Genomic DNA, 18,950 nt, shown 5'->3' on the forward strand with positions numbered 1-18,950 from the left:
TTTTGTCTGATTGTATCATACTTCTGTGTCAGCTTCGTTACAAATACCTCTTATTTTTCAAAAAATTTTTGATTAGCTGATTTTTTCAAGCGATTCATGTAAGCAGTGCCTAAACCAGTTTCTGCAAATCCTTGCGCAAAAATCGTGGTAGCTCCTTGCTCATCTAACGCTCTTAACCCTGCAAATAGTTCTTTTGTGGCATTTTCAACCGTTTCTGCACCATAAGAATAAACAAACGCATTTTCTGTATCTAGTTGTGCTGCCTGTTCATCACTTAAAAATAAGCCGATTTTTTCCTGTTGTTCTGTTGCTTGCTGAATCGCCGCTTGCCATTCTGCTGTTTGACCGCTTATAATCCAAACTTCCGCATCAGGAGAATAGTGTTTGTATTTCATCCCTGGCGCTTTGGGTGCTGCATTTTCGCTAATTAAATGTGTATCGATTTTCACTTGGGAAATAATGCTTTCCAACTGCTCTTTGGTAATTGCTCCTGGTCGTAAAATAACTGGCACACCATCTTCCGCCGTTAAATCTAAGACCGTTGACTCCACCCCAATCTGCGTTGGGCCATCATCTAATATGGCAGCAATTTTCCCCTGCAAATCATGATAAACATGCTCTGCAGATGTTGGACTAGGCTTGCCAGAAGTGTTCGCACTTGGTCCGACCAATGGAACATTGGCTTGTTCAATCAAAGCTAAGGTCGCTTGGTTATCTGGCATACGAAAAGCGACTGTCTCTAAACCACCTGTTACTGTTTTAGAAAATGTATCGCTAGGCACATTAAAAATTAAAGTTAATGGTCCCGGCCAAAAGGCAGACACCAATTTTGTAGCGACTTCTGGTAAGGTCGCCACGTATTTTTTGACCATCTCAACGTTGTTCACATGAACAATCAATGGATTATCACTGGGGCGGCCTTTTACTTGGTAAACTTTTTTTACTGCCGCTTCATTTAAGGCATCGGCACCTAAGCCATAAACAGTTTCTGTTGGAAAAGCCACTAGCTCGCCTGCTTGAATGGCTGCTGCTGCTTGGGCTATTTCTTGTTTGGTTAATTTTTTTGTTTCCATTGCAAATCGCTCCTTCTAGAAAAGTGGCGACGAAGAACCTTAGTTACTCGGCTATCGCGAGGCGATCGTTGCCAGATAAATCTTTTTCAATTTTAATTGTTTTTTGTGGATAGGCGGCGCTCAATAATTCTTGGAGGGTCGCGCCTTGTTGAAACCCTATTTCAAAATAAATTTTACCGTCTGCTTTAAGCATCGTTTGACTTTCATGAATTAATTGTTGGTATAAAGCCAAACCGTTATTTTCAGCGAATAAAGCGGTTTTAGGTTCATACGTTCGGACACTTGCATCCATTAAATGCCATTCTTGTTCACTAATATAGGGCGGATTAGAAATAAGCAGATCAATTTTTTCAGAAGCAACTGGCTGTAAGCCATTCCCATGATAAAATTCGATGCCAGCACCTAATGCTTGCGCGTTTTGTTTAGCGACAGTCAACGCTTTCTCTGAAAGATCAATGGCAATAACTCGCCAGTTGGGCCGTGCCAGTTTCAAGCTAATCGCAATGGCACCTGTCCCTGTTCCGACATCCACGACCGTCAAAGGAGTATCTGGATTGGCTTTTAAGCAACGCTCGACTAATTCTTCTGTTTCTGGTCTAGGAATCAAAGTATGTTCATTAACAATAAAGGAATGTCCATAAAATTCAGCTTGTCCTAGTAAATATTGTGCTGGGTAATCTGTCAATAATTGGGCTAAATCCGTTTTTAATTGTTCCTCTTCTTCTTTGGGCATTTCTTCTTGCATATGCAGGAGCCACTGCGTTTTATCCCAACCTTTACGTTCTAAAAAAACATAGTGAATAGCATAGCCTTCTTTGCCTTGCGCCTCTAAAAAAGAAGAAGCCCAGTTAAGGACTTCAAAGTAACGTTTAGCCATTTTGCATCTCTTCTAATTTCGATGTTTGATCATATAAGACTAATGCATCAATGATTTCATCTAATTTGCCAGCAAGAATCTGGTCTAGTTTTTGGATGGTTAAACCAATACGATGATCCGTTACTCGATTTTGTGGGAAGTTATACGTTCTGATTCGTTCTGAACGATCTCCAGTCCCCACCGCCGATTTACGGTTAGCATCATATTCACTTTGTGCTTCTTGTTGAATTTGGTCATACACACGAGCACGCAAAACTTTCATTGCTTTTTCACGGTTTTTTAGCTGTGAACGTTCATCTTGCATTGCGACTACGATTCCTGTTGGTAAATGGGTTAATCGAACAGCCGAAGCGGTTTTATTGACGTGCTGTCCACCAGCGCCACTTGCATGATAAATATCGACACGGATATCTTTATCAGCTAATTCGATTTCGACTTCTTCCGCTTCCGGCATAACTACAACGGTTGCTGTCGATGTATGAATCCGTCCTTGTGATTCTGTTGAAGGAACTCGTTGCACGCGGTGAGCGCCACTTTCATATTTTAATTTTGAAAAGACGTTATCTCCTGAAATCATCATAATTACTTCTTTATATCCACCGATTCCAGTGACGTTCGCTTCTAAAACTTCCGCTTTCCACCCTTGTGCTTCTGCATATTTTTGGTACATATTAAATAAGTCGCCAGCAAAAAGTGCGGCTTCATCGCCACCGGCTGCACCACGGATTTCCATGATGATATTTTTATCATCATTTGGGTCTTTTGGTAATAATAAAATTTTAATGCGGTCTTCTAACACTTCTTTTTCTTTTTTCAAATCAGAAAGTTCTTCTTTCGCCATTTCGGCCATTTCCGCATCTAAGTTTTCACTTAAAAGTTCTTCGGCATCGCTAATCCCTTCAACAACTTGTTTATATCGGCGATAAACCTCAACCGTCTCACGTGTATTAGCTTCTTCCTTCGATAATTCCATGAAACGTTTTGTATCGCTAATGACTGCTGGGTCACTTAATAATTCGCCCAATTCCTCATAGCGATCTTCAATAGATTGTAATTGATCGTACATAGTGTCTCTCCTTACTGTTCTTCATTCACTGTTTTTGGATGAAAATAATGTTTGCGACAAACAGGATAGTAGGCTTCATTCCCACCAATTTGGACTTGATCCCCTTCATAAACGGGTTTGCCATCAATATAGTGCAAGTTCATAGTTGCTTTTTTATGACAGAACCAGCAAATCGTTTTTAATTCTTCTAATTTGTCTGCATATAAAAGTAAATACTTTGAGCCTTCAAATAATTCATTTCTAAAATCATTCTTTAGCCCAAATGCCATTACTGGAATATCTAATTCGTCAACAATTCGTGCAAATTCAATGACATGATGCTTGTTTAAAAATTGACATTCATCGACTAATACGCAAAAAGGTTTGTAAGACAAATCATTAATCAAGTCAAAGACATTGGTTTCTTCAAAAATTGGAATAGCATCTCTGCGTAATCCGATGCGACTGGATACTTTCCCGACACCATCACGTGTATCTAGTCCACTGGTCATCAAAACAACTGGTTTGTCTTGTTCTTCGTAATTGTGTGCTACTTTTAAGATTTCAATGGTTTTACCACTATTCATTGCGCCATACTTGAAAAATAATTGAGCCATGTTCACTACACCTTTCCGTTAGTTCCTTACGTATTTTACTATATTTTCAGCAAAAAAGCAGTATTTTTAGCTAAAATGGTCGTGCATTTTTCTGAAAAAAACAGAATCTACGCCAAAGTCATTTTAGCAGAGCTGTTTATACTACAACTAATGATCCTGCTAGTATGCAATAAAAAAGCCCGAAATTGTAGTTATTTGACTACAATTTCAGACTTTTTAATGCTAGTTATTTTTGAGCAGAGGCAAATTCTGCTGATTGCGTACCTGCTTGACGACCATAAATGATAATATCGGCGATGGCATTGCCTCCGATACGGTTTTGACCATGTAAGCCACCTGTTAATTCACCAGCAGCATATAGACCTTTAATTGGTGTGCCATCTTCACGTAAAACTTCTGTTTTCGTGTTGATTTTCACGCCACCCATTGTGTGGTGAATCCCTGGTGCAATTTTAATTGCGTAGTAAGGGGCTGTGCTTAAGTCAGCTTCCATGCCAGTTGTCCGGCCAAATTGTTTGTCATCTTTGGCATTAACATCTTGGTTCCAAGTATCAATCGTTGCTTTCAATGTATCGGCAGGCATGCCAATTTTTTCAGCTAATTCTTCAATCGTTTCACCTTTTTCCACGAAACCTTTTTGATCATAGAAATCAATGGCTTTTGCACGGTCGCGAACGCCTTGGTCAAAGACTAAATAAGCTGATTTTTCTGGTAAGGCATTGATTGCTGCAGAAACTTTGTCACGTGTATCTAACTCATTAACAAAACGTTCTCCTTTTTGAGAAGCCAAGATTGCGCCTTCTCCACGAACTGCTTCACCAATTAAGAAAGCATCGCTTTGTTGAACAGTTGGGTGAATTTGAATTTCTTTCATATCCACTAACGCACCACCAACTTTTTGAATCATTTGGATACCGTCACCTGTTGTTCCTTCTTGGTTCGTTGTAACATAGTTTTTCAATTCTGGTTTGTATTGTGTAATTAATTTTTCGTTGGCACCGAAACCACCTGTTGTGACAACGACTGCTTTTGCTTTAACTGTTTTTTCTTTATCATCTTTCATTTTCACTTTTACGCCATCAATTTGACCGTTTTCTTCAACTAAGTCTGTCACGTCAGCATCAACAAACAATGGAATTTTTTCTTCGCGAACGTTACGTACTAAACCGTCAACTAGATAGCCCCCAATTGCTGATCCGTCAGCAGGTCGGTGTGTGCGTTTTTCGCTCATTCCACCTGTAATCGTTAAATTGCTCAATGTAATTCCTTTTGTATCTAACCAATCAATTGCTTCAGCTGAATGATCAACAAAATAACGTAGTAATTCTTGATCGTTGGTTCCTTTACCGCCTTTTAGTGTTTCTTCAAAGAATTTATCGTTGCTATCTTTAATGCCTTCTTTTTCTTGGAATTTTGTTTGTGAAGCATTCATTCCTGAAGACGATTTAATTGTATTCCCACCTGCAACAGGCATTTTTTCTAAAATAACTGGATTCATGCCAGCTTCTTTGGCTTGTAATGCAGCGGTCATCCCCGCACCACCTGAACCAACAATAACAACATCATAACTGTCTTTTAGTTCGCTTGGATCTGTATAACCATTAGCAGAGGCACCAGATGTTGCTTCTGTTTTTTCAGAAGATGCTTTTGTTTTACCAGCGGCTTTTTCTTGATCGCTTGTACAACCTGTTGCTGCACCTAATAATAACCCTAGGGAAAGAACTCCCATTAACACTTTTTTCATTGTTTTCCCACCTTATAAACTATTGATTTCTACCAACACAATTTCTTATTTTTCATTTGAATAAAAATAACAGTTTGTTACATAAAGTGAACACATTCACATATCAACCGAAATAAAAAAGCTACCACTACTTTTTAAAGTTGTATCGTTAGACAAACTGACCAATTAGCAATAAGTTGTTTGGGGAACAACCTATTTTTCTATTCTTTCATAAAATATCATGTTCTCGCTTGTTTGTGGATGTTTTCCAATTATTTCTAACGAATTTCTTATTTTTATTTGTCATTTCAAGGATTTTCTGGCAGAATTATTCGTTTGAGGCGAAAAGTTTTGGTATACTTAGTTTAATTAGAATTGGGAGGTTATCTAGTGAACCATACACGTTTGCTGTGGCTGGCACAGCGAAAAAGCGATCGATTTATTCGCAAAAATTTTTCATCTATTCAAATCATCGTCGCTTATTACATATTAATGACGGTTATTTCTTATTTATTGTTTTGCCTCCCTATTTTCAGAGAACCTGACTCTCATGTTCCCTTTATTGATTTATTTTTCTTAGCAATCAGTACAGTCAGCGTTACTGGACTCACCACAGTCGATATTAATTCGGTTTTTAATGATCGTGGGATTGTCTTATTGGAGGTTCTTTTCCAAGTTGGTGGCTTAGGGATTATGATGATTTCAACGGTCTTTTTTATTTTATCAAAACGGCGAATCACATTAAAGCAACGTCAGTTAATTATGACTGACATGAATCAGCCGCGACTGAGCGGAATTGTTCGACTGATCCGCACCACTTTTTTGATTTTAATTTGGTTCCAAGTAATCTTCGGCTCGCTCTTTTCGATTTATTTTTATATAAGTGGTTATTATACGAACTGGCGAGATGCGATATTTTATGGCTTTTATCAAGCTATTTCTGCAGTGACTAATTCAGGCTTTGATATTTCAGGTGATTCAATTATTCCTTTTGCTCATGATTATCTCTTTTTACTGGCAATTATGTTCTTAATTTTTATCGGCGGAATTGGATTTCCCGTTTTACTGGAAATTCATGAGTGGTTACATTTTAAGAAAAAGAACTTTCGTAAGAAGAAACGAGGCTTGCCTTTCCGCTTCTCATTGTTTAGTAAAATTGCTTTGCTAGCGTTTATTGTTCTGTTTATTGGTGGGACTATTTTGATTTACTTATTAGAAAAAGATCACCTATTTTTGACAATGAATGAAAGTGGCCGTTGGGTAAGTTCGATGTTTTATTCGATGACTACACGAAACGCTGGCCTCCAAATTAATGATTTAGGGGACTTCCAAATCACAACATTGATTATTTTTTCTGTGTTAATGTTTATTGGTTGTAGTCCTAGCTCTGTTGGTGGTGGTGTTCGAACAACGACTGTTGCGATTATTGGCTTGTATTTGTTAGCCTTTTTAAAAAGTGAAGATGATATTAGCGTCTTTAGCCGTAAAATAGATGACGATGATGTCAAAAAATCGATTGTCGTCTTCATGTTATCTTTGATTATGTGCTTTTTCGCTGTCGTCTTTTTGTCAGCCACTGAAAATCTACCCTTGATTTCAATCATTGTGGAAGTCGCTTCTGCCTTTGGGACAACCGGTCTTTCTTTGGGCATTACAGACGATTTAACAACAGTAGGTAAATTAATGATTGCCTTATTAATGTTTATTGGACGTATTGGTATGCTTTATACCTTAATGATTTTTGTACCAAAAGAAACACGTGACTTAGGCTACGAATACCCTTCAGAAAAAATTATTATTGGATAAAAAAAACAAAGCCTCTCAAGTAAGAGGCTTTGTTTTTTATTTTTTCATATGTGTGGCTAGTTTGTTATAACTTTCAGAGCGTTCAATTGCATCTTCTTTAGTTTTATCAAGTAAATGTTCGACTACTTCTTGATTCTGTTTAATTGTATGCAACGCAGAGTAACGTGTTTGTTTTTCAAGAAAATCACGCATTTTGTCAAAATCTGTTTTCTTGTAGTCAATGACCATCGGATCTTTGCCTTTCTTAACTAACTCTGGATTATAGCGATAAAGTGGCCAATAGCCAGATTCAACGGCTTCTTTGGCTTGATCTAACGTCCGAACCATTCCGCCTTTAACCCCGTGATTAATACATGGGGTATAACCGATGATAATTGATGGGCCTGGGTACCGCTCCGCTTCGTCAATTGCTTTAATCGTTTGCATTGAGTTTGCGCCTAAAGCTACTTGTGCAACGTAGACATTCCCATAAGTGATTGCCATCATCCCTAAATCTTTTTTAGAGGTATGTTTCCCACCCGCTGAGAATTTGGCAATGGCTGAAGCTGGTGTAGCTTTAGATGTTTGTCCGCCTGTATTGGCATACACTTCGTTATCCATAACAAAAATATTAACATCTTCCCCACTAGCAAGAACATGATCAATGCCGCTAAACCCGATATCATAGGCCCAACCATCGCCGCCGACAATCCATTGACTCGTTTTCACTAGTAAATCTTTTTGTTCGTAAATTTTTGTTAGAAGTGGATCTTCATCGGCTTCTTCACTTAATGCTGCCGCTAGTTTGGTGGCTCGCTGTTGTGTTCCTTCCCCTTCAGCCATGTGTTCCAACCAATCATTTAACAAGGCTTGAAGTGAATCTGATCCGACGTTTTTAGCAAGACTTTCTTCAACCAGACTAGCTAAATGTTGACGTTTCGTTCGATTGGCAATATACATACCATAACCATATTCCGCATTATCTTCAAACAGCGAATTACTCCAAGCTGGTCCTTGGCCACATTCGTTCGTTGTATAAGGCGTCACCGGTGACGAACCACCCCAAATTGATGAACAGCCTGTTGCGTTAGCAATCATCATTCGATCACCAAATAATTGCGTCAACAACTTAATATAAGGTGTTTCGCCACAGCCTTCACAAGCACCTGAAAATTCCATCAATGGCTGGTTAAATTGGGACCCTTTAACAGAAAGTTTTTTGACTGGGTTGGCTTTTTGTTTAAGAGTCATCGCAAAGGCCCAATTCATCGCTTGCTCTTTCTGAGTTTCATAAGGTTTCATTAAAATCGCTTTGTCTTTCACGGGACATGCCTGAACACAAAGACCACAACCTGTACAGTCTTCTAAAGAAACTTGGATACGATACATCAACCCATCTGTGCCACGCATTTCGCGCATGGCAAAACCTGCAGGTGCTTCTTTCAGTTCTTCTTCATCCGCTAAAAATGGTCGAATAGCCGCATGTGGACAAACAAAGGCACATTCATTACACATCGTACACTTATCCATTTGCCACTCAGGCACTTCTAACGCAATGCCACGTTTTTCATAAGCCGCAGTGCCCATTGGAATGGCACCGCCCTTCATTCCGTTTTCAATCAAATCTGAAACGGTCAGCTGATCCCCTTCTTGACGATTGATTGGTTCTAAAATATTTGTCACAAAAGCTGGAGCTTCCGACTCTTGATTTTCTGGTTCTAAAACAATGGTTGCCCAATCTTCTGGAACTACGATTTCTTGCAGCGATTCAAAGGTAGCATCAATCGCTTGGTAATTTTTTTCAACAATTTCCATTGATTTTTTTCCATAAGTCTTTTTCACTTCTTCTTTAAGTAACGGTAAATATTGCTCTTTCGTTAAAATATCTGTTACTTCAAAAAAGGCAGTAGACATCACTGTATTGATCCGACGACCTAAGCCTACTTTGCGAGCTAACTCAACCGCATTGATAATGTAAAATTTGATTTGGTGCTCCCCAATATATTTTTTTAACTTAGCCGGTAATAAACGGTGAACCTTTTCTTGATCCCAAATAGTATTCAGTAAAAACGTTCCGCCATCTTTTAAACCTTTTAACAGGTCGTATTTATGCAAATAGGAAGCATTATGACAAGCGATGAAATCTGCTTGTTCAATTAAATACGTGGAAGTAATTGGCTCTTTACCAAAACGCAGATGCGAAACGGTTAAACCGCCTGATTTTTTAGAATCATAACTAAAGTAAGCTTGTGCATAAAGGTCGGTATGATCTCCGATAATTTTAATCGCTTGCTTGTTTGCTCCCACAGTTCCGTCAGAACCAAAGCCCCAAAATTTTGCTTGGAAGGTAGTATCTGGCGTTAAATCTAAAGTAGGTTCTTCTGGCAATGATTGATAGGTTACATCATCAACGATCCCTACCGTAAAGCGTTGTTTTAATTCTTTAAATGGCAATAACAAATGGTCATAGATCGCTTTAATTTGATTAGGCGCTACGTCTTTAGAACCTAACCCATAACGTCCACCAATCACAATTGGACGATTTTCATGTTGATAGAGAGCGCTTTGAACATCTAGCAATAACGGTTCCCCTTCGGCTCCTGATTCTTTTGTTCGATCTAAAACCGCAACCTTTTCTACTGTAGCTGGTAATTTTTCAAGAAGGTTTTCGGTAGGAAATGGACGATATAAATGAATATTGATAAAACCAACTTTGCGTCCTTGTTGATTGAGATAGTCGACTGTTTGTTTGATTACTGGCGAAGCCGACCCCATTGAAATAATGACTTCTGTTGCATCTTCAACCCCGTAATAATCGGTTAAATCATACGTTGTTCCACGAAGATTGTTAATTTTTTTCATGTATTTTTGAACAATTTTTGGCATTTCTTCGTAATTTTTATTGACTGTTTCTCTTTGTTGAAAATGAATGTCAGGATTTTGAGCGGTCCCTGAAACAGTGGGATGATTAGGATTCATGCCTCCCATTCTAAAACGAGTTACAGCTTCCTGATTCACCATTTCTTTCAGGTCATCATAATCAATCACTTCGATTTTTTGTAGTTCATGGCTCGTTCTAAAACCATCAAAAAAGTTTACAAAAGGTAAACTACCTTCTAAGCTAGCTAAATGAGCAACTGCCGACAAATCCATCACTTCTTGAACACTCGATTCTGCTAACATACAAAAACCTGTTTGGCGGGTAGCCATCACATCGCCATGATCACCAAAAATACTCAACGCACTTGTCGTTACTGCCCGAGCCGCCACGTGGAACACAGAAGGTAGCAATTCTCCTGCGATTTTATACATATTGGGAATCATCAACAGTAAACCTTGTGAAGCAGTATAAGTAGTGGTTAACGCACCTGTTTTTAACGAACCATGAACTACTCCCGCTGCCCCAGCTTCTGATTGCATTTCAATAACTTGAACTTTTTGACCATAAATATTTTTTAAACCACTTTCCGCCCATTCATCTACCAACTCAGCCATTGTTGAACTTGGTGTGATAGGATAAATAGCGGCAACTTCTGTAAACGCATATGAAATATAAGCCGCTGCGGTGTTTCCATCCATTGTTTTTTTCATTTTTTCACCTTTTATCTTTCCTAAACATTGCTTGTGACTGTTGTTTTTTGTGTTTTGACATACTGATCAATTGCATTAGCTGCGATTTTCCCAGCGCCCATCGCTAAAATAACGGTGGCAGCACCTGTGACTATATCGCCCCCAGCAAAAACGCCAGGTATTGAGGTTGCTCCTGTTTTAGGATCAGCTTGAATGTAACCCCATTGGTTTAGTTCTATTTCTGGATATGTTGATAACAAGACGCGATTTGCCCCTTGGCCAATTGCCTCGATTACTGCATCAGCAGGAATGGTAAACGTGCTGTCTGGAACCGGTTCTGGCCGTCGTCTTCCAGACGCATCTGGTTCACCTAAAACCATTTTGACACATTCAACACCGGCTAGATTTCCTTGTTGGTCATCTAAATAAGCAATTGGATTCGTTAACCAATAATAGTTAATTCCTTCTTCAAGGGAATGGTGGTATTCTTCAATTCTTGCTGGTAATTCTTCTAACGAACGACGATACACAATGTTCACATTTTCAGCGCCTAATCGTTTGGCTGAACGAGCGGCATCCATTGCAACATTCCCGCCGCCAATCACAACAACATTTTTAGCACGTTTAATCGGTGTATCATATTCTGGAAACTCATAGCTATGCATTAAATTGATTCGTGTTAAAAATTCACTAGAAGAATAAACCCCATTTAAACTAGTTCCTGGGATTCCCATAAAGTTTGGTGCCCCTGCACCAACCGATAGATAACAGGCATCAAACTCTGACATTATTTCTTCCATCGTAATCGTTTTACCTACTACCACATTGGTTTCTATTGTTACACCTAAGGCTTCAATACTCGCAATTTCTTGTTTAACAATTTTTTTCGGTAATCGAAATTCAGGTATGCCATAGGTTAATACGCCACCAGCTTCATGAAGCGCTTCAAAAATAATTACTTCGTAGCCGAGCTTTGCCAAATCCCCCGCAACTGTTAACCCAGAAGGACCAGAACCGACCACTGCGATTTTCCCTTTTGTTGGTTCCGCTGTTTTCTTAGGAAACTTGTGATTTTCTAATGCCCAATCGGCAACTAAACGTTCTAATTTGCCAATTGCCACTGGTTCAAAGTTTTTGGCTTTCCCTAATTTACAAACTTGTTCACATTGTTTCTCTTGCGGACAAACGCGTCCACAAATAGCAGGTAAATTCGTATATTTACTTAAAATATCGGCTGCTTGTTCCATGTTTCCTTCACGAATAGCTAAAATAAATCCAGGAATATCAATCATCACGGGGCATTTAGCAATACAAGGTGCATTTTTACATTGTAAACAGCGAATCGCTTCTTCTTGCCCTTCTGCTAATGTATAGCCTAAGCAAACCTCTTCAAAATTATTCTTTCTGATAGTAGGTGCTTGTTCCGCAATCGGTGTTTTTATACGACTTTTTCTAGCCATTTTTCTCCACCTGCTCTTTCAAACGATCTGTAAAGCAAACTGCTTCTTCTTCCTGATATTGCTTCATTCGATTAATGAATTCATCCCAATTTACTTCATTGCCTTTAAACTCAGGTCCATCAACACAGGCAAATTTCATGGTGCCATCAACAGTGACCCGACAACCGCCACACATGCCTGTTCCGTCAATCATAATAGGATTCAAGGAAACATAAATTGGTAATTGATGTTTTTCAGCTGTCAAGGTACAAAATTTCATCATGATGCTGGGCCCAATCGCCCAACTGCACGCTACAGATTCACGTGCAATAACTTCTTCCATCGCTTCTGTTACTAAGCCCTTTTTACCTAATGAACCATCATCCGTTGTAATGATTAGCTCATCTGAATAACGACGGCATTCTTCTTGTAACAGAACTAACTCAGCTGTGCGTGCCCCCAAAATCGTAATCACTCGGTTGCCTGCTTCTTTTAAAGCCTTAATAATTGGATAAATAGCCGCGATACCAACCCCGCCACCGACAACCATCACCGTTCCATATTGCTTCACTTCTGTGGGCATACCTAAAGGTCCAGTGATATCCAACAAAGAGTCGGAAGTTTTAAGTTGGGAAAGTGCAGCTGTTGTCTTACCGATTACTTGGAAAATAATTCGAATACTGCCTGCTTGTGGATTTGTCTCCGCAATCGTTAAGGGGATCCGTTCTCCCTTTTCGTCAATTCTTAAAATAACAAACTGTCCAGCCTGAGCATGTGTCGCTATTCTTGGCGCTTCCAGCCAAAAATCAAATGTATTACTAGATAATTGAGTCGATTGAAGAATATTAAACATTGAAATACCTACCTTCATCGTTCCTTTTCATTCTGACTCCTACTTTCTTAAACCCTTAGGCAACGCTATCAGATAAAGTTGTGGCGACACTTTTAACAAATGTTTTTAGCATTTCGATATCTTCTTCTTCTGCATTGTTTTCAATTTCAACTGTTTCAGCTACTTTTTTAGCACCAGCTTTTTCAAAAGCTCCTACAAAATCATGCGCTGATTTACAGAAAAATTCACCATATTCACGATCACCGGAGCCAACAACACCAAATGGCTTACCTGCTAAATCCTTCTCAGTTAATTCATCAAAGAAATCTTCAAATTCAAAAGGCAGTTCCCCATCACCATAAGTATACGTTGCGATAATACAAGCATCTGCATCATCAAAGAAGTCTACATCAACTTCTGAACATTCTTCACGTTCTACTTCAACTCCAGCTTCTTGAAACTGTTCTTCCAAAATCTCGGAAATTTCTTCTGTGTTTCCAGTCATACTTGCATAAACAATTTTTACTAGTGCCATCTTCATTCATTTCCTTTCTTTTTCCTAAATATTTCAATGCATTCAAATGCAATTGTAACCCCTTACATTAATTCTTAAAAAAATAACTTTTACAAATGATTTTATTCACAAACTAATCTAACTAAGTATGTACTCTTCCCCTTTCGAGATAGAGTATTTTTTACTACGTCTTTACTATACCACATTCCAAACCTTTTTAACAATATTTTTAAGGTAAAAAAAATATTATTTAGGTTCTTTTTTATAAAACGTTTTTCCTTCTTCCAATCATAAAAATTGCTTCTAAAACCGCTCCCCCTAATGCACGAGCTTTGTCGGAGATCGTCAAGCAATCGACTTTCTCAACTGGTCGAGGATCTACATCTGCACACTTCAACCCTTGATAACAGGTTACCTTTTCTGAAATCAATCCTCTCAAAGTCCCTGTCAGAGGCGAATAAACTGGAACCTGATCGATTAAAAATAATGCTTCCCCTTTCAACACGAGATCCCCTATGTTTTTAAGGTGGGTAACTTGTCCTGAAGCCGGGGCATGGACAACTCGTTCCGCACTTTTTCCGCCAATTTCACCTGGAATACCTGTATTAGGTAAAGCTGTTCCTTCAAAGTATAAACGTCCCAACCTATGGCCACGCATTGTCTCAATCACAACATCGACATCTTGCGGTGCTGAAAAGCCTGGTCCTAAAGCAATCGTAATCGGTGCCATTCCTCGATGCGTACCTAAATTTTTCTTAGCCAAAATCGCATCGATAACAATCAGTGGTTTCAATTGTTGAATAGCACTTGCTGTTTGATCGACAAAAACAGGCAGCTTATTTTGCTGCCAACATTTCGCGCAATCCTTTAATGAAGTAATTCGAACAGCAACCAAATCTTCCACTCTTTGTTCTTTCTGAAAAATAGCATCACAAACTGAAACAGTCCGCCGAATGGCCAGAGGACATTCGGTTTCTAATACTAGTATTTTAAAGCCAACGTGCCATAATTTTTGGATAACACCTGTCGCTAGATCGCCCCCTCCGCGAACAATCACTAATTTTTCTTGGATGTTTTGACTGATTTCTCCCATAAAATAAGTCCTTTCTCTAATTCCATATTGCAAGCAATAATCTTGTCTAATTTTTCAAAACAGCTTTTGGGTAATTGAAGACAGACATTCATCGCTTGAACGAACTCTCTTCGCGTATGGGTTTGATTTAAACATAAAATTCGTTGGCCTTGGCTCTCTTTAAACAATCCTTTTGGATGAGCAATCAGTTGAGCTAACAATGTTTCTGTGATTGGTTCTTGTTGTTGCGCATCGGTTAATTCCAAAAAAAGCGGCAACCGATGAATGGTCGTTTCATCTATCTTTTGACCAATAACAGAAATCGGAAGCACACCAATTGTGGTGGTTGTTTCTTTTAATATCACGGGTTCATAAGAGGACCAGCCTTTCAAAGGTCGTTGCTTGGATCCATCCGCTTCTAAAAAAACTTTCGTGAAGTACTGAAACAATGTTTGAAGCGAAGTCATTGCAGGCATTGTTAGTTTTGTTTGATTGTTGATAGCGGTTCCTGCTAAAGTGATTCCGCAGATATTCGGCGTTATTTTTTCAAAATGGTTTGTATAAAAATAATCATACAATTGACGTTGGGGAAACCCAATTTTTGTAGTTGTACTAACCAGAACAGCTTCCTTTCGATATGTTTTTGCTAGCGCCCACATTAAGCTTGTTTTCCCACCACTACCAACAATTGACACAATTTCCTTCCCTTGTAAATCAAAACACTTTTTTAAGGACTCCACAGTTGGTACCTCCTTTCCCCAAGGTCATTTTTCACAGAAAAAATAGAGGCTACGCGTACTTTTGCTTCTTCTAAAAAACATACACTGTGAGTTATTTCCGCTTCATTAATGAGTAAACCGATCCCACAGCCATCCGTCAATGATGGTGGCAAAGTAAAGACGCGAACAGCCACCTTTCTTGTCAACAGTACTTGTTCTGCCTGAACAGCATAATGTGTATTCGGAAAGGTTAGCAAATACTCCATCTTTTCACCTTCTTTTTTTGTTAAAGCGTAATTACTTTAGCCGCTTGATTCATTGTTTCAACAATTTCGTACATATTAGTAATAGAGCCGATAGCTAAGGTGTCTGTTAAATGATAAAAATCTAAACAGGCCCCACACGTTTTAATCGTGGTTCCCTTCTCCGCTAATTGTTGCAAATCAGCTAAGGTGTTCGCTGCTTGATTCGTTAAAAACGCCCCTCGATTAAAGAATAATAGCTGTGTAGGAACAGTTTCTGCTTCTGATAATGATTGAAGATAACTTTTCATTAACAGTCGTCCTAGCTGCTCGTCTCCAGTACCTAATTGATCGGAGCCAATCGTAATTACTAAATCTGTTGCTGACTGACTTGTTTGTTGCGTCGCTTCTTCAGGTACCGTAATTTTGACAGAGAAAACCGTGGCTTCTATCTGCTTCGCAGTCAAAGTGGCCTGTTTTTTAGCAGCTAATTTTTTCAAATTTTCAACAGCTACTTCGTTATCGACTAAAACCTCGATAGTGCCTCCAGCTAAACCTAACTCCGCCAAAGCTTTTTTTGTTTCAATCACAGGTATTGGGCAAGGTTTCCCCAATGCATCTACTAATTTCATATTTGGCCCTTCTCTCTATAAAAGTACTACTGCTTGTTGTTCTTTTGGCAGAACCTCGCCAATAATTTTGGCAACAGGGTCCTCTTTTTGAATAGCTGCTAAACAGGCTGCCGCTTCATCAGCAGCGACACTAATTAACAGTCCGCCAGATGTTTGTGGATCAAACAAAAGTTCTTGCATTTCCATAGAAATTTTTGAATAATCGATTGTCGTTCCGATTGTTTGTCGGTTTCTTTGCCCAGCTGCAGTGACTAAACATTCTGCGGCGTAGGCCAACGCTCCTGTAATGGTTGGTAATGCTTCTGTATCAATCAGTAATGTTACCTGATTATCAGCCATTTCTTTCGCATGAATTAATAGACCAAACCCAGTCACGTCAGTACAAGCATGTACTGCGTAGGATCGAGCATTCGCAGCGGCATATTTATTTAAACGTTCCATCGAATCTTGTGCGATTTTTTGTTCCGTCTGCTTCGCCAATTGCCCCCGAACAGCCGCTTGAATAATTCCTACACCTAATGCTTTAGTTAAAATCAAGACATCCCCCACCTGTGGCGTATTATTATGCCACAAATTTTCTGGATGAACTTCTCCAGTTACCGCTAAGCCATACTTAGGTTCATGGTCATAAATCGAATGGCCTCCCGCCAGTAAAGCACCCGCTTCCTTTAATTTTAAACTGCCACCCAAGAGCATTTGTTCCAACCATTCTTTTGACATCTTTTGTGGAAAACAAACAAGATTTAGCGCATAAAGGACTGTACCGCCCATGGCATAGACATCACTTAAAGCATTAGCGACCGCAATTTTTCCAAATGATAACGGATCATTGACCATTGGTGAAAAAAAATCAACCGTTGAAATCAAAGCTTTTTCAGGCGTTATTTGGTAAACAGCGGCGTCGTCGGCATGTTCAAATCCGACGAGTAGCCGCTCATTTGCCGGTGTTTCGGGTAAGTGTTGCAACAATTGGTTCAGTACACGGGATTCAATTTTTGCCCCGCAGCCACCTGATGTACATTGTGATAAAAAATCCATGCTGTCCGCTCCTTCTCAAATTAGTAGTTCTTGTAAAGCGTGAATTGTCCAAGTAATTTCTTCAGGCGTTGTCTGCCAACCAAAGCTAAAACGTAAGGTGCCAGTTGCTAAAGTCCCAGCTGTTTCATGGGCTAATGGTGCACAATGCAAACCTGCGCGCGTCATAATGCCATGTTGTTCTGCTAGTTGCTGTGCCACCACTGTTTCTTCCTGATTCCACAGTGTGATAGAAACAACAGGGACAGTTTGTGCCACGTCCTTGGTTCCTAAAATTGTGACAGGTAACCCTGATAAACCATTTAAAAAATTCTGCATTAAGGTTCGTTCGTGCTTTTGAATCGCTGCTAAACCAATTTTATTCAACTCTTTAACAGAACTATTTAAGCTTAGAATACCTAAACTGTTTAACGTACCAGCTTCAAATTTATCTGGTAAAAAAGAGGGTTGATCAAAGGAATTAGAATGGCTACCAGTGCCGCCCGTTATCAGTGGTTTGACCGCTTCAGCCCCTCGCTCACTAAAAGCTAACCCACCAATACCTGCTAATCCATATAAGCTTTTATGTCCAGTAAAGGCTAACACATCAATGGCCATCTGGGTCATTTTTATTGGTAAAAATCCCGCCGTTTGAGCTGCATCCAAAACGGTTAATAATCCTTTCTGTTTGGCCCATTGAAAACATTCTTCAATGGGTAAAATGGTGCCTAAGACATTGGATGCGTGTGTCATCACCAAGGCTTTTGTATTCGTTCGCCAGGCTCGCTGAATATCTTCTACATCTAACAGACCCGTTTTTTGACAAGCAACATACGTCACTGAAATGCCTCGTTCTTTCTCAAGTAAGTGAAGCGGTCTAGCTACTGCATGATGTTCTAACATGGTCGTAATCACATGATCGCCAGGTTGTAAAATCCCCGCTAATGCAAGATTTAAGGAAGTTGTTGCGTTATTCGTAAACGTAATCTGAGCCGCACTGGGTGCCTGAAAAAAGTCTGCTAACAATTGACGTGTCTCTAAAAGAGGAAGCCCCTCTCTCAGCAAAGGGGCATTTCTTCCGTAATTCATGAACTGATTTTCTGCTAAATAGGCAGTCAAAGCCTCAATGGTTGCTGGAAATTTTTTATAGGAAGTCGCTGCATAATTTAAATAAACCAAATCCTTCATACGATTTTCCTCTCTAACTATTGGTTTCTTGAATTAATTTTCTGTACTCTTCTGGCGTATCGATATCTTTCAAACGGCCAGGAGTCGCTATTCTCAGCATCTGAACTGCTTCTGGAAAGCGTTCATAAATCATGCGTCCGCCTTTTTCACCAGTCAATGTTAATAGTTCTTGTCGAAATTGATTACCGAATAATACTGGACTACTAGGACAGCCATCTTTTTGTAATGGCACTACAATTTTATTTCTCTGACATTTATCTAACACGGGTTGTAGCATTTTAGGTGTTAACAATGGTTGATCACTAGGTAAGTATAAATAGCCAGCTCCCCGAGCTTGTTCGGTTCCTAAACGAATACTGCTACTTTGCCCTTCTTGCCATTGATGATTGAGAATCACCTGAATGTTCTTAGGTAAAGGAAACGCTGGCTGATTCTCAGGCGAAACAACTAAAATCCGTTCTAATACGTCTAATTGATTCACTAAGGTTAACGTGTGCTCTAAAAATGTTTTTCCTTGATATTTTAAGAACAATTTATTTTGGCCCATCCGTTGTGAATTGCCCGATGCTAGAATAATGACACTAACGAGTGACATGAGTTGTCTCCTT

Annotated in this window: 17 protein-coding genes; 1 reads left to right on the plus strand and 16 read right to left on the minus strand. The window is 39.3% G+C overall.

Translation table 11 applies throughout. The features are described from left to right. Positions 1-50: 50 nt before the first annotated feature. The 5 genes from IGL93_RS09805 to IGL93_RS09825 form a co-directional block, all read right to left on the minus strand. Positions 51-1,073 carry an L-threonylcarbamoyladenylate synthase gene (locus IGL93_RS09805; protein WP_002368930.1) on the minus strand — a complete coding sequence of 341 codons (1,023 nt, stop codon included), beginning with the start codon at positions 1,071-1,073 and terminating at the stop codon, positions 51-53. A gap of 43 nt (positions 1,074-1,116) precedes the next feature. Beyond that, positions 1,117-1,950: a peptide chain release factor N(5)-glutamine methyltransferase gene (gene prmC, locus IGL93_RS09810; protein WP_010776026.1), complete on the minus strand. Its 834-nt coding sequence runs from the start codon at positions 1,948-1,950 to the stop codon at positions 1,117-1,119. Then, a complete protein-coding gene (prfA, locus tag IGL93_RS09815) occupies positions 1,943-3,016 on the minus strand; it encodes a peptide chain release factor 1 (RefSeq protein ID WP_002356619.1) in 1,074 nt (357 codons plus the stop codon). The genes prmC and prfA overlap by 8 nt, the downstream gene beginning before the upstream one ends. 11 nt (positions 3,017-3,027) lie before the next feature. Further along, on the minus strand, positions 3,028-3,612 hold the full coding sequence (locus IGL93_RS09820; protein WP_002356618.1) for a thymidine kinase: 585 nt from the start codon (positions 3,610-3,612) through the stop codon (positions 3,028-3,030). A gap of 226 nt (positions 3,613-3,838) precedes the next feature. Continuing rightward, complete coding sequence (locus IGL93_RS09825) at positions 3,839-5,356, minus strand: flavocytochrome c (RefSeq protein WP_002356617.1); 1,518 nt, start codon at positions 5,354-5,356, stop codon at positions 3,839-3,841. A gap of 369 nt (positions 5,357-5,725) precedes the next feature. Here IGL93_RS09825 and IGL93_RS09830 point away from each other — a divergent pair, with 369 nt between their 5' ends. After that, a complete protein-coding gene (locus tag IGL93_RS09830) occupies positions 5,726-7,141 on the plus strand; it encodes a TrkH family potassium uptake protein (protein ID WP_010713181.1) in 1,416 nt (471 codons plus the stop codon). 36 nt (positions 7,142-7,177) lie between these two features. Here the strand turns inward: IGL93_RS09830 and nifJ are convergent, their stop codons facing one another. The 11 genes from nifJ to mocA form a co-directional block, all read right to left on the minus strand. Then, positions 7,178-10,711, minus strand: coding sequence for a pyruvate:ferredoxin (flavodoxin) oxidoreductase (gene nifJ / locus IGL93_RS09835; RefSeq protein WP_010776027.1), 3,534 nt, complete (start codon positions 10,709-10,711; stop codon positions 7,178-7,180). Positions 10,712-10,731: 20 nt separating this feature from the next. Then, positions 10,732-12,150 (minus strand): NADPH-dependent glutamate synthase, encoded by a 1,419-nt coding sequence (gltA, locus tag IGL93_RS09840; protein ID WP_010776028.1) that lies wholly within the window; start codon positions 12,148-12,150, stop codon positions 10,732-10,734. Then, positions 12,143-13,000: a sulfide/dihydroorotate dehydrogenase-like FAD/NAD-binding protein gene (locus IGL93_RS09845; RefSeq protein WP_002365019.1), complete on the minus strand. Its 858-nt coding sequence runs from the start codon at positions 12,998-13,000 to the stop codon at positions 12,143-12,145. Before IGL93_RS09845 ends, gltA begins: the two co-directional genes overlap by 8 nt. A 37-nt stretch (positions 13,001-13,037) precedes the next feature. Beyond that, positions 13,038-13,502 carry a flavodoxin gene (locus tag IGL93_RS09850; protein ID WP_002382673.1) on the minus strand — a complete coding sequence of 155 codons (465 nt, stop codon included), beginning with the start codon at positions 13,500-13,502 and terminating at the stop codon, positions 13,038-13,040. Positions 13,503-13,737: 235 nt separating this feature from the next. Continuing rightward, positions 13,738-14,568 carry a selenium-dependent molybdenum cofactor biosynthesis protein YqeB gene (yqeB, locus tag IGL93_RS09855; RefSeq protein WP_002356611.1) on the minus strand — a complete coding sequence of 277 codons (831 nt, stop codon included), beginning with the start codon at positions 14,566-14,568 and terminating at the stop codon, positions 13,738-13,740. Further along, positions 14,532-15,287, minus strand: a complete 756-nt coding sequence (gene yqeC / locus IGL93_RS09860; RefSeq protein ID WP_010776029.1) for a selenium cofactor biosynthesis protein YqeC — start codon at positions 15,285-15,287, stop codon at positions 14,532-14,534. Before yqeC ends, yqeB begins: the two co-directional genes overlap by 37 nt. After that, positions 15,275-15,532: a DUF3343 domain-containing protein gene (locus tag IGL93_RS09865; protein WP_002367121.1), complete on the minus strand. Its 258-nt coding sequence runs from the start codon at positions 15,530-15,532 to the stop codon at positions 15,275-15,277. The genes yqeC and IGL93_RS09865 overlap by 13 nt, the downstream gene beginning before the upstream one ends. A gap of 20 nt (positions 15,533-15,552) precedes the next feature. Beyond that, a complete protein-coding gene (gene yedF, locus IGL93_RS09870; RefSeq protein ID WP_002374269.1) occupies positions 15,553-16,140 on the minus strand; it encodes a sulfurtransferase-like selenium metabolism protein YedF in 588 nt (195 codons plus the stop codon). A gap of 15 nt (positions 16,141-16,155) precedes the next feature. Continuing rightward, positions 16,156-17,178 carry a selenide, water dikinase SelD gene (gene selD, locus IGL93_RS09875; protein WP_002362241.1) on the minus strand — a complete coding sequence of 341 codons (1,023 nt, stop codon included), beginning with the start codon at positions 17,176-17,178 and terminating at the stop codon, positions 16,156-16,158. Between the two features lie 15 nt (positions 17,179-17,193). Next, entirely contained in the window at positions 17,194-18,342 is a 1,149-nt protein-coding gene (sclA, locus tag IGL93_RS09880) for a selenocysteine lyase SclA (RefSeq protein ID WP_010776030.1), read from the minus strand. Positions 18,343-18,355: 13 nt separating this feature from the next. Beyond that, positions 18,356-18,937, minus strand: coding sequence for a molybdenum cofactor cytidylyltransferase (mocA, locus tag IGL93_RS09885; RefSeq protein WP_010707246.1), 582 nt, complete (start codon positions 18,935-18,937; stop codon positions 18,356-18,358). Between the last annotated feature and the right edge of the window lie 13 nt (positions 18,938-18,950).

The organism is Enterococcus sp. DIV1328a (genome assembly GCF_050536905.1).
GTDB classification, from domain to species: Bacteria; Bacillota; Bacilli; order Lactobacillales; family Enterococcaceae; genus Enterococcus; species Enterococcus faecalis.

Coding starts and splice junctions, on each gene's coding strand:
- IGL93_RS09805 (WP_002368930.1), bottom strand. CDS start 1,073: ATGGAAACAAAAAAATTAACCAAACAAGAAATAGCCCAAGCAGCAGCA.
- prmC (WP_010776026.1), bottom strand. CDS start 1,950: ATGGCTAAACGTTACTTTGAAGTCCTTAACTGGGCTTCTTCTTTTTTA.
- prfA (WP_002356619.1), bottom strand. CDS start 3,016: ATGTACGATCAATTACAATCTATTGAAGATCGCTATGAGGAATTGGGC.
- IGL93_RS09820 (WP_002356618.1), bottom strand. CDS start 3,612: ATGGCTCAATTATTTTTCAAGTATGGCGCAATGAATAGTGGTAAAACC.
- IGL93_RS09825 (WP_002356617.1), bottom strand. CDS start 5,356: ATGAAAAAAGTGTTAATGGGAGTTCTTTCCCTAGGGTTATTATTAGGT.
- nifJ (WP_010776027.1), bottom strand. CDS start 10,711: ATGAAAAAAACAATGGATGGAAACACCGCAGCGGCTTATATTTCATAT.
- gltA (WP_010776028.1), bottom strand. CDS start 12,150: ATGGCTAGAAAAAGTCGTATAAAAACACCGATTGCGGAACAAGCACCT.
- IGL93_RS09845 (WP_002365019.1), bottom strand. CDS start 13,000: ATGAAGGTAGGTATTTCAATGTTTAATATTCTTCAATCGACTCAATTA.
- IGL93_RS09850 (WP_002382673.1), bottom strand. CDS start 13,502: ATGAAGATGGCACTAGTAAAAATTGTTTATGCAAGTATGACTGGAAAC.
- yqeB (WP_002356611.1), bottom strand. CDS start 14,568: ATGGGAGAAATCAGTCAAAACATCCAAGAAAAATTAGTGATTGTTCGC.
- IGL93_RS09865 (WP_002367121.1), bottom strand. CDS start 15,532: ATGGAGTATTTGCTAACCTTTCCGAATACACATTATGCTGTTCAGGCA.
- yedF (WP_002374269.1), bottom strand. CDS start 16,140: ATGAAATTAGTAGATGCATTGGGGAAACCTTGCCCAATACCTGTGATT.
- selD (WP_002362241.1), bottom strand. CDS start 17,178: ATGGATTTTTTATCACAATGTACATCAGGTGGCTGCGGGGCAAAAATT.
- sclA (WP_010776030.1), bottom strand. CDS start 18,342: ATGAAGGATTTGGTTTATTTAAATTATGCAGCGACTTCCTATAAAAAA.
- mocA (WP_010707246.1), bottom strand. CDS start 18,937: ATGTCACTCGTTAGTGTCATTATTCTAGCATCGGGCAATTCACAACGG.